Source organism: Bradyrhizobium sp. dw_411 (assembly GCF_018449695.1).
In the GTDB taxonomy this organism is placed as follows: Bacteria; Pseudomonadota; Alphaproteobacteria; order Rhizobiales; family Xanthobacteraceae; genus Bradyrhizobium.
Genome location: NZ_JAAVUY010000014.1, coordinates 1 through 13,707 on the forward strand (window position 1 = coordinate 1; position 13,707 = coordinate 13,707).

A 13,707-nucleotide genomic window follows, 5' to 3' on the forward strand; every position below is an offset into this window, starting at 1 on the left:
ACGGCCGACCTGGATCCTGCTGCCCTATCTGCCCGATTGGCGCTGGCTGCTGGGTCGCGATGACAGCCCGTGGTATCCGACCGTCCGCCTGTTCAGGCAGGACGCGACACGCGATTACGGCCGTGTCGTTGCTCGGGTGCGGAGTGAACTGGATGCGATGATTTCCGCGAGGGCAAAAACGCTTTAAGCGCGCCAAAGCACGGCTATCGCGATTTCAATTGGTATTGATCCGGAATCGCAGCGGCCGGGTTCCGATGAACGAAACCAGATCGCCCTGCCGCTTCCAGGTCGCGGCCTCGCCCAGCGCTGCGACCAGGTCATCGTCCGCCTGCGCTTTCGCCGGGGGACAGGAACGATCCTGCATCGGCCCGGGCACGAAGATCACGGTGTTGCCCGCGACCGAAAACTGGCCCTTGCCGGACTTGCACCACAGATCGAGCGTGGCCTCGCCATTGTCGCCGATTTCCAGCGTCGGAATCCGCTTCGATCCCGGCTGCGGAGCGGTCTCCAATCTCATCTCGAAGCCGAACGGGAATTCTTCCTGGGCAGCAGCCGGGATCGCCGGCAAAATCACCGCCAGCACCGCCACCGCAGCAGCGGCCTGCCTCAAAAATCGTGTCACCGAATGCATACAATTCCTCGTAATATCCGAACCTTCACAGCCCGCGCTGTTTAATCGGCAAGCGTGACATTGACCAGATCGACCGCATCAAAAATGGCGGCCGGAAAGCAAATCCCCGCGAACTGACGCCCGCGGGGATTTCTATCGTTAGAGCCGGAACCGGCGATTTACTTCAGGACCATCAACGTGAACGGATAGACATAGGCCTGCAGCATCACGAACAGGCCAACCAGACAGGCCAGCGCGATCGAGTGCTTGAACACGAACCGCAGAATGGTGCCCTCATGTCCGTACCAGTTGGTGGCGGTGGAGGCGACGACGATCGATTGCGCGTCGATCATCTTGCCCATGACGCCGCCCGAGGAGTTCGCGGCACCCATCAGGATCGGCGAGAGGCCGAGCTGCTCGGAGGTAATCCGCTGCAGATTGCCGAACAGAATGTTCGAAGCGGTATCCGATCCCGTCAGCGCGACACCCAGCCAACCGAGCAGTGTGCCGAAGAAGGGATAGAGGATGCCGGTCGCGGCGAAAGCCAGACCGAGCGTCGCATCAACGCCCGAGAGGCGCGTCAGTGTGCCGATCGCCAGCATCGCCGAGATCGTGATCAGCGAAATCGCGCACAGCTTGATGGTGCGGCCATACTCCACAATCAACCTTGCCGGCGAGAAGCCCATCAGGAAGCCGGAGATGATGGCCGCGATCAGCATGCCCGTGCCGGTGAACGACAAATAGGTGAACCCGAACACCGCGCCTTGCGGCGTCGGCTTCGCCGCCACCGGCGCCACCGAGTTGATCATGTTGTGCAGTTCGGGGATCGGATAGTTCCAGGTGAAGATCGAGTTCGCCCAGAGTTTGAACGCGTTGTTGCCCCAGATCAGCATCACGATACAGACGATGATCCACGGCAGCAGCGCGCTCCATAGCTCCGCCTGCGTCAGCGGCGTCTTGTCCAGTGGCTTCACCGGCGCCATCGTCGCAACCGACTCGTCGTTGCCGCGCAGCACCGGCGACAGCCAAAGCTTTTTCGGTTGCCATACTTTCAGGAACAGGATCAGGCCGCCCATCGAAATCAGCGACGCGCCGATATCGACGATCCAGGGATTGATGTAGTTGGAGATCACGAACTGCGGCACGGCGAAGGTGACGCCGGTGACGAGGATCGCCGGCCAGACTTCCTTCATGCCTTTCCAGCCGGCGAATGCCCACACCACCCAGAACGGCACCATCAACGAGAAGATCGGCAACTGGCGCCCCACCATCGCGCCGAGCTGGTAAGCCAGCGGCCCGACCTGGTCGGGTGAACTTGCCATCACGCTGGCAAGTCCCTGGATAGGCGTACCCAGCGCACCAAAGGCGACGGGTGCCGTGTTGGCGATCAGCGACAAGCCGGATGCAGCAAGCGGCGAGAAGCCGAGACCGATCAGAACCGCGCCGGTGACGGCCACCGGCGTACCAAAACCGGAAGCTCCTTCAAAGAACGCCCCGAATGAAAATGCGATCAGCAGCAATTGCAGCCGGCGATCTTCGGTCACACCGCCAACGGCGCGTTTCAGAAGCTCGAATTTTCCGGTCGCCACCGTGATCTGGTAGAGAAAGATGACGTTCAACACGATCCAGCCGATCGGGAAGAAGCCGGACACGACGCCGAGCAACGATGCGCGAATCGACATGCCCGCCGGCATCGTGAACACGAAAATCGCAATGAGGTTGGCGACGATGAGGGCGATGATGGCCGCGATGTGCGCCTTGACCTTGCCGCTCGCGATCAAGACCAGCAACGTGACGACGGGTATCGCCGCGGCGATGGTCGACAGCGCCGCATTGCCAAAAGGATTATAGACCTGATTCCACATTATAATTCTCCCCCCACGCGTTTTTTCGGCGCCCCGACCCGCATGGACGGTCAGTCAGGTGCGCTGGCACGATTACGAGGGTCTTGAGCAAAGCGTGAAATCGACGCGAACTTGGTCCCACCAAATTAGCTCACTAACTCGCGAAGCTTTGAAGGCCCCCGCCCCTCGCCATTGTTACCATGCTAGGATTGACTCGGAGGCTTGGACAAGCCAACGCAGACCATGGCAGTTAGAACTTTAGTCTAGAAACACCCGGAAGGCCCAATTCTTCCGTCTTCTCTCCCGTTTTTTCAGGCCTGGTGGCCGTCTTCCCGGAGATATCGATCTGTGAACAACATCCGCGCGACGCTCGCAACCGTATGGCGGATTGCTGTCCCCTATTTCCGTTCCGAAGACAAGGTAGCCGGCCGCCTGCTGCTCGCGGCGGTGATCGCCATCCAGCTTTCCCTGGTCTTGATCGACGTGTTGCTGAACCAGTGGAACAACCGCTTCTATAATGCACTGCAAGAAAAGAACTGGGACGGCTTCGTCAGCGAAATCGGCTTCTTTTGCGTTTTGGCGACGTTCTATATCGCGCTTTCGGTTTATCAACTTTACCTCAATCAATGGCTGCAGATTCGCTGGCGGAGCTGGATGACCGGCTTTTATCTCGGCGATTGGCTGCGCGGCGCCAACCACTATCGCATGCAGCTCAAGGGGGATGCCGCCGACAATCCGGACCAGCGCATCGCCGAGGACGTCAAGTCGTTCGTCGACCAGACGCTGAGCATCGGTGTCGGCCTGCTGAGCGCGATCGTATCGCTGGGGTCCTTTGTCGTGATCCTGTGGGGCCTGTCGGCGGATTCTCCGCTGCACATTTTCGGCCACGAGTTCATGATCCCGGGCTATCTGGTGTGGGGCGCGCTGATCTACGCGATCTTCGGCACCGCACTGACGCAGTGGATCGGTTCGCCGCTGGTCAATCTTGATTTCCAGCAGCAGCGCTACGAGGCCGATTTCCGCTTCAACCTGGTGCGGGTGCGCGAAAACTCCGAACAGATCGCGCTGCTGCGGGGCGAGAACGCCGAACAGGGCCGGCTTCTGGAGCGCTTCGGCCGTGTCATCGAGAACTGGTACGCCATCATGCGGCGGACCAAGCGGGTAACCGCATTTACCGCGAGCTACTCGCAAGCCGCGGTGGTCTTCCCCTACGTTCTGGTGGCGCCGGCCTATTTTGCCGACAAGATCCAGCTCGGCGGCATGATGCAGACCGCATCCGCCTTCTCCAGCGTGCAGGGCGCGCTGTCGTTTTTTGTGTCGGCCTACCGCACGCTCGCGGAATGGCGCGCCGTGGTCGCCCGTCTTGAGGGGTTCGAGGCCGCGATCGCCGGCGCCGCCGCGCTGAAGACAGCCCCGTCCTCGATCGGTGTCGTCGCGTCGTCCGGCGGCCGTGAAATCGATCTGCAGCAGTTGCTCGTCAGCCTGCCGAACGGAAAGCCGCTGATCTCGGCCGACGGTTTCAGCCTTCGCGGCGATGAGCGAACCCTGGTTACCGGCCCGTCGGGCGGCGGCAAATCGACCTTGTTCCGCGCCATCGCCGGGGTTTGGCCGTTCGGGTCGGGTTCGATTACGATCCCCGCGAACGCCTCGCTGATGATGCTGCCGCAGCGGCCGTATTTTCCGGTCGGCTCGCTGAAGGCGGCGATCGTCTATCCATCGGAAGCCGGCGCCTACAATTCGGCCCTTGTCGCAGATGTGCTGACCTCGGTCGGTCTGCCCCAGCTTGCCTCGCGGCTGGAGGAAGAGGCGCACTGGAACCGGATGCTCTCGCTGGGCGAGCAGCAACGCCTGGGGCTCGCCCGGGCGCTGCTGCATGCGCCGCAATATCTGTTCCTGGACGAAGCGACGGCATCGCTCGACGAGGCCTCCGAGGCCAGGCTCTATCGCCTGATCGAAGAGAAGCTGCCGGGCACTACGGTGGTCTCGATCGGCCATCGCAGCACGCTGGAGGCCTTCCATCAGCGCAATGTCGTGCTGACCCCCAACGGCGATCGATTCACGCTTCAGGACCGCCCCGAGGACAGCAAGCCGTCATAGCCCTGAGTGCTTCGAGAATCTTTTGTTTTGACGTGTTTCTTCCCGCGAACCGATATCCACGGAGCCTGTCATCGGGCGCGCGTTTGCGCGACCCGTTAGCTTGAAAACGCTCTCTATAACCAGCGCTGTGGCCACGGCCGGCGGTGGAGCCAGCGCCGCCAGACATAGGCAAACGCCGCCAGCAGCACCGCGCCGGCCAGCACCGGTGCAAACAGAAATGACCAGGGCAGATTGTTGGAGACCACCAGCAGCGGATTGATCCCCGCCGGCGGGTGGAACGTGCCGGTGGCGACCATCGCAACGACTGCCAATCCGACCGCGGCCGCGGCGGCCCAGCCATGAGGGCCGGCCAGGCGAAGCACGACGAACCCGACCAGCGTCGCCACCAGATGTCCGCCGATCAGCGCGCGTGGCTGCGCCGGTTCGGCGTCCGGCGATCCGATCACCAGCACGATCGACGTCGCGAACGGGATGAAGACCAGCGGATAGTGGGCAACCCACGAGAACCATTCCATGCCGCCGATCGCCAGCGCCGCGCCAAGGCCCGCGAGAGCCCCCTCGACGAGGCCGCGTGGGCCGATGCGGCGGAATGCTGTGTTCGCCGTCCCGCGCCAGTCAGACATTTGGTTCCCCGAAAAACAAAAAGAGCGGCAGATCGCGCTGCCGCTCTTTCTGCCGTCAGGTGAGAATAGTTACTTCAGATTGGTCATCGCGGTCAGGTCGGCCGAGAGCTTGGCGATACCGGCCGCGCCGCACCAGTTCGAACCCGTGCCGCCGGGATTGATCGGCGTCACGCTGGTGTTTCCGGAAGCATTGAAGGCACTGGTAAAGGCGCTGCAATTACCCTTCGACAGGTCGGTGTCGGAGTAGCGAAGATCGAGCGTGAACACCTTGTAGGTGAAGCCGATGCCGATGTTCCAGGTATCATAGCTGGCATAGGGAATGCCGGCGGAAAAATTACCCAGCACGCTGTTGACGCCATAAAACGCGCTGGAAGTCCCGAGCCACTGCCGGCCGAATTCGCCGGACACATACATGCCGACGCCGCTGGTGCCAAAGGCGGAGCTGGGCGCGGTGTACTTGCCGGTGACCGAGGCATAGTCGCCCCAGGCGCCGGAGTTCAGGAAGTTCGGCGAGTAGTATTCGGTGACGCCAAACTGCCAGTTGTCGTTGATGGTGTAGTTACCCTTGCCGTAGACTTCGAAGAAGCTGACGTCCTTCTTCATCACGTTGCCGTTCGCAAGGAAGATCGTGCTGGTGGAGACCGCGCAAACGCCGCCGCCGGGGACGCCGCCGGTAAGAACGTTGTCGGCGCAGCTTCCGCCCGGATAGAGGTAGCCCCAGACACCGATATCGAGAGCGAAAGCCCCGAAGGTCGGACGAATACCGCCGTAAACGTCAATTTCGGCAGCCGCACGGTTGGCAAAGGAGATGCTCTCGCCGGAGGTACCGATATAGAGCTGCAAGTCCTTGTTCACATTGTAGCGCGGCTCAAAATAGGCGGCGACCGAAGGGTTGTGATTGGACTGGGTGACACCGCGGAAAATGTAGTCGCTCATGACAGCGCCGCCGAAGGCGATATCCCAGGGATCGAATGGTGCTGGAGCCGGAGCCTTGACGGCCTTCAGGGGCATATCCGCCGCAAAAGCCGATCCCGTCATTGCGAGTAACGCAGCTACCAAAACGATTTTTTTCATGAAGTCCCCACTACTTTGCCAGATCAGTTCGCGCCTCTAGGGCAGCGAGAAAGCCGACAACGAAGGCCGTAAGCCTGCTGTAAGCTTCCTGTAAGCCTGCGGCTAATTTGGTCTGGCTGGGCCATGGCTGGAAGCAAAAAAAATAATCATCTGCTGACTTTTTAGTCTTTATAGGCGTTACGCCAAATGTTGTTGGCGAGTGTGTCATTGCGACAACAACTTTTAGGGAACTCGGCGCCGTCAGGACAACTTTTCGTCATGTATCGGGCCGATCGCCCGGTCCGCGGGAAGCCGCCGCGAATCAGCGACCCTCGTGAGTAACGCTTGAACCCCTTCGGTTTCCCACGTGGGGCTATCGCATATGAAGAAAGAGATTGGGCCTGCAGTCTTTGTGCGGCCATCCTTCGAGACGGCCGCCTCCAGCGTCCCCTCAGGATGAGGACTTTCTGTGCGGCTAAATCTCAAACCCTCATGGTGAGGAGCCTCGTCTTCGAGGCGTCTCGAACCATGAGGCCCCAGGCGATTGCCGCGGCGGAAAGTCATATGCGATAGCCTTGGGTTCCCCCCGGGGATGGCACCGCGAGGTTCCCAAAACCAAAAGGCCGCAGCGACGAGCGCTGCGGCCTCTGGTGTAACCGGATTAATCCGGAGATTAGCTATTGCTCTCCTCGCCACCGAACGACGTCGGACTGCCCAAATGCTCGGGTGTGTGGGTCGGTGAAGGCGTAGCCCAACTATGCTCCGGCTCGGGAGCCGGTGTCGGCGCAGGCGCGGGCTTTGGCGCAGCTACGGCTTTAGGTGCTGCCGCAGGTTTGGGGGCAGCCTTCTTCGCAGGGGCCTTCTTGGCGCTAGCCTTCTTGGCGGATTTCTTCGACGCGGCCGCCTTCTTTGCAGTTTTCTTGGCAGACTTCTTGGCTTTCTTCGCCGATTTCTTGGCCGACTTCTTCGAAGATTTTTTGGCGGATTTTTTCTTCGCCGTTACGACCTTTTTGCTCTTCTTAGCTTTCTTGCCTTTTTTCTTTTTGCCTTTAGCCATCGTGATCCTCCTGTTGCCGCCGATCAATGTCTATCGGGCCTTTAAAATTATCCGCTTCCAGGCCGCTTACTCAAAGTCATTGCCTCGAAGACGGGGCCAATCGATCAGTTCAATCCTGGCCGGGGACCGCCCGTCGCCCAATCGAGAAGCTCAACTGTGTGAACCACGGGAACCGACGTACCACTGGCAATCTGCACCATGCATCCAATATTGCCCGCAGCAATCATGTCCGGCTTGACCATCGCAATATTGGCGACCTTTCGATCGCGCAATTTGTTCGCAATGTCAGGCTGGAGGATGTTGTACGTACCCGCCGAACCGCAACACAAATGGCTCTCGGGCACATCTTTCACCACGAATCCGTTCTTGGAAAGCAATTCTTTCGGAGCTTGCGTGATTTTCTGCCCGTGCTGCAGCGAACAAGCCGAGTGATAGGCGACGACAATGTCGCTGTGTTGCTGGCGCGGCTGCAGATCGATGCCGCCGAGATACTCGGTGATATCCTTTGCCAGCGCAGAAACCTTGGCCGCCGCGGCAGCAAAATCGCGATCCTCGCGCAGCATGAACCCATAGTCCTTGATCACGGTGCCGCAGCCCGACGTCGTCATCAGGATGGCGTCGAGGCCGCTCCGCTCGGCCTCCGCACTCCAGACGGTGATATTGGCGCGCGCCCGCGCCAGCGCATCGCCGTCGCGGCCGAGATGATGCGTCAACGCACCGCAACATTGCTCGTCCTTGACCAGCACCACCTCGACGCCGTGGCGCGTCAGGAGATTGATGGCGGCCTGGTTGATGCGCGGCGCCAGTACCTGCTGGGCGCAGCCTTGCAGCAAAGCGACACGCCCCCGCTTGGTGCCCTGCGCCGGAAACACGCTTCCTCCGGGCGCCCCGCGCGGCGGCAGGCCGGCCGGTGCCAGCGCCAGCATCGCCTTGAGGCGCCGAAACAACGTCGGTGTGGCCGGGGCCACGCTGGGTGTCGGCAATAGCGCGGTCAGCGGCCGGCCCAATCGCGCCAGGATCATGCCGGCGCGGAACCATTCCGGCCGCGGCAGCACCCAGGCGAGCACCGCCCGCAACAGCCGCTCGGGCAACGGCCGCGTATAGTCCCGTTCGATCTTGACCCGCGCCTGATCGACCAGATGCATGTAATTGACGCCGGACGGACAGGTGGTCATGCAGGCGAGGCAGGAAAGGCAGCGGTCGATATGCTTGACCACTTCCTGCGTCGGCGGTTTGTCCTTTTCCAGCATCTCCTTGATGAGATAGATGCGGCCGCGCGGGCTATCGAGTTCGTCGCCGAGCAGCACATAGGTCGGACAGGTCGCTGTGCAAAATCCGCAATGCACGCAGGCGCGCAGAATCTTGTCGGCCTCCGCGATATCGGGATCGGCCAGTTGGGTGAGGCTGAATTCGGTTTTCATGTCGCGGTTTCCCGTCTCATCCGGCCGCGATTGAGGATGTTTTTCGGATCGAAGCTGTGGCGGACGCGTTCGCCAAGCGCGGCGAGGCCGTCCTTCTGGGGGTGGAACACGTCGATCGCGCGCCGTATCTCGTCGGAGCCGCGCAGCAGCATGGCGTGGCCACCGGCGGCATCGACGCGCGCCCGCACCAGCCCGGCCTGCGCATCCGGCTTCGGAGGCAGCGCCGCCCAGATCAGGCCGCCGCCCCAGTCGTAGATCACGTCGCCGCCGGTCTCGCGCGCCAGCGCCTGCCCCAGCGCGCCGCCGGAGGCTGGCGGGCAGACAATCCGCCACACCGGCCACGCACCGAGCGCGCCGTTGGCCGCAAAGGGTTGCACGTCACGAACAGAACTCCAGATCGTCGCCGAGGCCGCATCTTCGACAATCTCCGCGCGCCCGAACGGCGCCAGGGCCTGGCCGAGGGACGCGGCGCGATGGACGACCGACGCGGTAATGCCCTCCAGCCGCACCAACGTGATGGCTTTCCCTTCGGATGCGAGATCGCCCAATTGACCAACAAGCCCGCTCGCCGATCCCCGCAGCGCCGAACCCGGCACATGCGCCGCGCCGGAGACATCGAACGGCGAGCCCAGAGCTACCGTCATCGCCTTGTTGGCGGTGACGTCATCAAGGCCGCGCAGCACCAGCGTGCGCTCGCTCTCGGGCCTCGGCATCACCTTCAACGTCACTTCCGTCATCACCGCGAGCGTGCCCCACGACCCCGCCAGCAGCTTGCACAGATCATAGCCGGTGACGTTTTTCACCACCCGGCCACCGGCCTTGAAACTGTCGCCGAAACCGGACACCGCATGCGCCCCCAACAGATGATCGCGGGCGCCGCCGGCCTTGATGCGGCGCGGACCGGCGAGACCGGCGCTTATCATACCGGCGACGGTTCCGATGTTCGGCGTACCCAGCAACACCGAAGTGTTGATCGGCTCGAAGGCAAATTGCTGATTTTTGGAATCGATCAGCGACAATACGTCGGCGAGCGGCGCGCCGGCCTCGACCGTGATGATCAGTTCATTTGGCTCATAGGAGGTCACGGCATTGAGCGCCGACAGATCGAGCAGCGCATTGGTCGCCATCGGCTGGCCGATCAGCCGCTTGCTGCCATGGCCGATGATTTCCAGCGGCTGCTCACTGGCGATCGCCGCGCGCACCGCCTGCTCGACGTCCTTGGCGTCACGTACTCTCAGGGTATCCACGCGACCGCTCAAAACCGTGGGAGTTCAGGGAAAGCCAGCTTGCCGCCGTGCACATGCACGCGGCCAAGCTCGGCGCAGCGATGCAGGGTCGGAAAGACCTTGCCGGGATTGAGCAGACCCTGTGCATCGAACGCGCATTTCAGCCGCTGCTGCTGGTTGAGATCGATGTCGCTGAACATCTCCGGCATCAGATCGCGCTTCTCGATGCCGACGCCATGCTCACCGGTCAGCACGCCGCCGAGTTCGACACAGCAGCGAAGGATATCGGCGCCAAAGGCTTCGGCCTTGTCCATTTCGCCGGGCTTGTTGGCATCGTACAGGATCAGCGGATGCAGATTGCCGTCGCCGGCATGAAACACATTGGCGACGCCAAGACCGTATTTTTCCGAGAGGTCGCGGATGCGCGCCAGAGCCTGCGGCAGCGCGGCGCGCGGAATGGTGCCGTCCATGCAGAGATAATCCGGCGAGATCCGCCCGACCGCCGGGAACGCCGCCTTGCGGCCGGCCCAGAACAGATTGCGTTCCATTTCCGACGTCGAAATCTGGCAGGTGGTCGAGCCGCAGCCCTGCGCGATCGCCTCGACCCGCTTGATCAGTTCATCGACCTCAATGCCGGGACCATCGAGTTCGATGATCAAAAGCGCATCGACGTCGAGCGGATAGCCGGCATGAACAAAGGCCTCGGCGGCGTGAATCGCCGGTCTGTCCATCATTTCCATACCGCCCGGAATGATCCCGGCGCCGATGATCCGCGCCACGCATTCGCCGGCGGCCTCGACCTGCGCAAAGCCGACCATCAGCGCGCGGGCGGTTTCCGGCTTCTGCAGAATTCGCACCGTGACCTCGGTCACCACGCCGAGCAGGCCCTCGGAACCGGTGATGATGCCCATCAGGTCATAGCCGCTGGTCTCGGGGGATTTACCGCCGATCCGGATGATTTCGCCCGATATCAGGACGATTTCGCAGCCCAGCACGTTGTTGGTGGTCATGCCGTATTTCAGGCAATGCACGCCGCCGGAATTCTCCGCGATGTTGCCGCCAATCGAACAGGCGATCTGCGACGACGGGTCGGGCGCATAATAGAAGCCGGCATGGGCCACGGCCTGGCTGATGGCGAGATTGGTCACGCCGGGTTCGGTGACGACGACACGGTTGTCGAAATCAATCTCGCGGATGCGCTTGAACTTGCCGAGGCCCAGCAGCACGCCATCGGCCAGCGGTAGCGCCCCGCCGGACAGCGAGGTGCCGGAACCGCGCGGCACCACCTTGATGCCCTGCTCGAAGCAGTATTTCAGCACCCGCGACACCTGTTCGGTGGTCTCCGGCAACACCACAACCATAGGCGGCTGGCGATACGCCATCAGGCCATCGGACTCGTAGGGCAGCATTTCGGCCGCGCTGTCGATCACGCCCTCGCCCGGCACGATCGCACGCAACGCAGCAACGATGGCGTCACGCCGGGCCAGGACCGCCTGATCCGGCGCGGGCATCATGATGGTCATATCGATCTCTCTCGCGGCTCTTGATGCAAGCAGTTCGCGACTAGCTTGATTTGTCGCGACAAATCAAGCACGTCTGGACTGTTTTGGGTAGACGCTTAGGTAGTCCGCAGTGGCTAGGCGGGCCGTGAATATCAGCTACCCGAACGGCGCAGACGAAATGGATGAAACCCGGAACGCATTTCGTGGCTTGTCCATCGCAAGCGCGCTATGCCACAAACGGTCGTCGAGACCCCCGAAGCACCCGAAGCAACAAAGAGCAGATAATGAAAAAATTGTTAGTCAGCGCGCTGGTCATCTTCGCATCGTCGGCCGCCGCATCCGCGGCACTGGCGCAGGACGCCGAGGCCGGCAAGGCGTCGTTCAACAAGTGCCTGGCCTGTCACGCGATCGGCGAAGACGCCAAGAACAAGGTCGGCCCGGAGCTCAACGGCCTCGACGGCCGCAAATCCGGCACGGTGCCGGATTATAATTACTCGGACGCCAACAAGAATTCCGGCATCACCTGGAACGAGGCCGCGTTCAAGGAATACATCAAGGACCCCCGGGCGAAAGTGCCCGGCACCAAGATGGCCTTCGCCGGCATCAAGAAGGAACAGGAAGTCAACGACCTCTGGGCCTTCGTTTCGCAATACGACAAGGACGGCAAAATCAAAGCCAAGTAAGGCTGCGACTTTCCTTCCGCAGTTCTCTGCAAAAGGCTGGAGCCCGGTTCTGATTTGGTCAGAGCCGGGCTTCACTTCTTTTGTTTGACGTGTTTTCCACGCGATCGCTCGAAAACGCTTTAATTGGCGACAGCCGCGGTGTCGTGCACCATTGCGCTGATCATGGCGTCGATCTCGGAGATCACGAGTTCGGGCGCCGCGTTTTGCACGATGTGGCCGACACCCGGCAAGATGATCAGCTTTGTGTGCGGCACCGCCGCGGCGAATGGCCGGGAATGAATGGCCGCAGAGACCGTCTTGTCGGCATCGCCCGCGATCACCACCACCGGCATCTTGATAGTGCCGTAGCGCGGCGCCTGCTCGGCCACCGCCGCCTTCAGCGTTACGAGATCGCGGGCATTGGCGACGAATTCGCGCGGGCGCAGCAACAAGGGCGTCGCGGTGTCGCTGACGAAATGCTCGGGCATGATCTGCGGCAGGAATACCGCGCGGGCGCCGGGCCCGGTCAGGAAGGTGCCAAGCGGCAGCGTGATCGTGTAGGCGAGCAGTGGACCAATCACGGGAGTGGTTATGACGTCATTGTACCATCCGACGCCACCGGTCCACGGATAGAGCACCGGCGCCAGCATCACCAGACCCGCGACGCGCGCGGGATAATCGAGCGCCATGCGTGCGCCCAGCGCACCGGCCCAGGAATGCACCACGAAGATCGCCGGGCCGACGCCGAGTTTTTCCAGCGCCTCATCGATCATTTTGCTTTGGATCGCCGGGGTTGAATCCGCCTCGCGCGCACGCGTGCTCCAGCCATGGCCGGGACGGTCGATCAGAATGACGCGGTGCTTGCCGGCGAGCATCTCGCCGAGCGGCAGTTGCATCGCCTTCAGATTCGAGCTGGCGCCATGGATCAGCACAACAGGCGGACCGGGAGCGTCGCGCGGGCCGAGGTCGACGACGTTGAGCGTCGCGCCCGTCACCTCGACACTTTTTCCCTGTTGGGGATAGCGGTGTTGCAGCACAAGGATACCGGCCTGCGTGATCAGCGCCAGCAGCACCAGCGCGGCCACGAAAACGAGCGGTATCATTACGAGGGTCCTGATATTGCGCACCAATCAGCTACGGTTCGAGCACGCTCCGGTTTCGCCGGCAAAAGCCTGTTGCGTCCTGATTGCGGGCCGCCCCATGCGGGTTTTCCACCGCGCAGCGCTGGCGCGGCAGCAATCTTCATACAACCGTCACTGGCAGCTTTCTATAACCCTCAGCAGCACCTTTGCGATCCGATCAACGCGCCCGTCAAAATTTTCGCAGTCTGGCTTTTCCACGCAATCCACAGCAACGCGCGGGATACCAAAACATTATAACGGCAAAATTGGAGGGTTTTCGATGACTTCCAGACCAAATGAAGCCGCCATCGACGAAATCGTCGCCAGCTGCGATGGCGACATCCGCGGCGCACTGAGGGCATTGTTGCTGGTCAACGAGCAGCTTGAAGCCGAACTTCAACAGCTCCACGCGGTGGTCGCCTATGGCGGCCTGGCGGGATCCGGCAGCAACGTTCTGCATTAAATCCGGTACATCGGCCGGTCGGCGGACG

Annotated in this window: 13 protein-coding genes; 4 read left to right on the forward strand and 9 right to left on the reverse strand. The window is 61.8% G+C overall.

What is annotated here, in order from left to right:
• Window positions 1-187 (forward strand): hypothetical protein (locus tag HB676_RS22715; RefSeq protein WP_213740573.1); only part of this gene is annotated, 187 nt, incomplete at its 5' end.
• Between the two features lie 27 nt (window positions 188-214).
• Here HB676_RS22715 and HB676_RS22720 read toward each other — a convergent pair.
• Together HB676_RS22720 and HB676_RS22725 are read right to left on the reverse strand one after the other, a co-directional pair.
• A complete protein-coding gene (locus HB676_RS22720) occupies window positions 215-631 on the reverse strand; it encodes an META domain-containing protein (RefSeq protein ID WP_213740575.1) in 417 nt (138 codons plus the stop codon).
• A 158-nt stretch (window positions 632-789) separates the two neighbouring features.
• Window positions 790-2,475 (reverse strand): L-lactate permease, encoded by a 1,686-nt coding sequence (locus HB676_RS22725; RefSeq protein WP_213740577.1) that lies wholly within the window; start codon window positions 2,473-2,475, stop codon window positions 790-792.
• Between the two features lie 327 nt (window positions 2,476-2,802).
• On the opposite strand from HB676_RS22725, the gene HB676_RS22730 reads away from it, so the two are divergent.
• A complete protein-coding gene (locus HB676_RS22730) occupies window positions 2,803-4,551 on the forward strand; it encodes an SbmA/BacA-like family transporter (protein WP_213740579.1) in 1,749 nt (582 codons plus the stop codon).
• 113 nt (window positions 4,552-4,664) lie between these two features.
• Here HB676_RS22730 and HB676_RS22735 read toward each other — a convergent pair whose 3' ends face one another.
• The 6 genes from HB676_RS22735 to HB676_RS22760 form a co-directional block, all read right to left on the reverse strand.
• Window positions 4,665-5,174, reverse strand: a complete 510-nt coding sequence (locus HB676_RS22735; RefSeq protein WP_213740581.1) for an HPP family protein — start codon at window positions 5,172-5,174, stop codon at window positions 4,665-4,667.
• 69 nt (window positions 5,175-5,243) lie between these two features.
• Window positions 5,244-6,248 (reverse strand): TorF family putative porin, encoded by a 1,005-nt coding sequence (locus HB676_RS22740; RefSeq protein ID WP_213740582.1) that lies wholly within the window; start codon window positions 6,246-6,248, stop codon window positions 5,244-5,246.
• 652 nt (window positions 6,249-6,900) lie between these two features.
• Window positions 6,901-7,284: a hypothetical protein gene (locus HB676_RS22745; protein WP_213740583.1), complete on the reverse strand. Its 384-nt coding sequence runs from the start codon at window positions 7,282-7,284 to the stop codon at window positions 6,901-6,903.
• Between the two features lie 104 nt (window positions 7,285-7,388).
• Window positions 7,389-8,705, reverse strand: coding sequence for a glycolate oxidase subunit GlcF (gene glcF / locus HB676_RS22750; RefSeq protein ID WP_213740584.1), 1,317 nt, complete (start codon window positions 8,703-8,705; stop codon window positions 7,389-7,391).
• Entirely contained in the window at window positions 8,702-9,952 is a 1,251-nt protein-coding gene (locus tag HB676_RS22755) for an FAD-binding protein (RefSeq protein WP_213740585.1), read from the reverse strand. The genes glcF and HB676_RS22755 overlap by 4 nt, the downstream gene beginning before the upstream one ends.
• Window positions 9,953-9,960: 8 nt before the next feature.
• The gene (locus tag HB676_RS22760) at window positions 9,961-11,454 is read right to left on the reverse strand and encodes an FAD-linked oxidase C-terminal domain-containing protein (RefSeq protein WP_213740586.1); all 1,494 of its coding nucleotides are present in this window, start codon (window positions 11,452-11,454) and stop codon (window positions 9,961-9,963) included.
• Between the two features lie 263 nt (window positions 11,455-11,717).
• On the opposite strand from HB676_RS22760, the gene cycA reads away from it, so the two are divergent.
• The gene (gene cycA / locus HB676_RS22765) at window positions 11,718-12,116 is read left to right on the forward strand and encodes a cytochrome c-550 CycA (RefSeq protein WP_213740587.1); all 399 of its coding nucleotides are present in this window, start codon (window positions 11,718-11,720) and stop codon (window positions 12,114-12,116) included.
• Window positions 12,117-12,235: 119 nt separating this feature from the next.
• Here the strand turns inward: cycA and HB676_RS22770 are convergent, their stop codons facing one another.
• A complete protein-coding gene (locus HB676_RS22770; protein ID WP_213740589.1) occupies window positions 12,236-13,198 on the reverse strand; it encodes an alpha/beta hydrolase in 963 nt (320 codons plus the stop codon).
• Window positions 13,199-13,496: 298 nt separating this feature from the next.
• On the opposite strand from HB676_RS22770, the gene HB676_RS22775 reads away from it, so the two are divergent.
• On the forward strand, window positions 13,497-13,679 hold the full coding sequence (locus HB676_RS22775) for a hypothetical protein (RefSeq protein WP_213740591.1): 183 nt from the start codon (window positions 13,497-13,499) through the stop codon (window positions 13,677-13,679).
• Window positions 13,680-13,707 lie beyond the last annotated feature (28 nt).

Coding starts and splice junctions, on each gene's coding strand:
- HB676_RS22720 (WP_213740575.1), bottom strand. CDS start 631: ATGCATTCGGTGACACGATTTTTGAGGCAGGCCGCTGCTGCGGTGGCG.
- HB676_RS22725 (WP_213740577.1), bottom strand. CDS start 2,475: ATGTGGAATCAGGTCTATAATCCTTTTGGCAATGCGGCGCTGTCGACC.
- HB676_RS22735 (WP_213740581.1), bottom strand. CDS start 5,174: ATGTCTGACTGGCGCGGGACGGCGAACACAGCATTCCGCCGCATCGGC.
- HB676_RS22740 (WP_213740582.1), bottom strand. CDS start 6,248: ATGAAAAAAATCGTTTTGGTAGCTGCGTTACTCGCAATGACGGGATCG.
- HB676_RS22745 (WP_213740583.1), bottom strand. CDS start 7,284: ATGGCTAAAGGCAAAAAGAAAAAAGGCAAGAAAGCTAAGAAGAGCAAA.
- glcF (WP_213740584.1), bottom strand. CDS start 8,705: ATGAAAACCGAATTCAGCCTCACCCAACTGGCCGATCCCGATATCGCG.
- HB676_RS22760 (WP_213740586.1), bottom strand. CDS start 11,454: ATGACCATCATGATGCCCGCGCCGGATCAGGCGGTCCTGGCCCGGCGT.
- cycA (WP_213740587.1), top strand. CDS start 11,718: ATGAAAAAATTGTTAGTCAGCGCGCTGGTCATCTTCGCATCGTCGGCC.
- HB676_RS22770 (WP_213740589.1), bottom strand. CDS start 13,198: ATGATACCGCTCGTTTTCGTGGCCGCGCTGGTGCTGCTGGCGCTGATC.
- HB676_RS22775 (WP_213740591.1), top strand. CDS start 13,497: ATGACTTCCAGACCAAATGAAGCCGCCATCGACGAAATCGTCGCCAGC.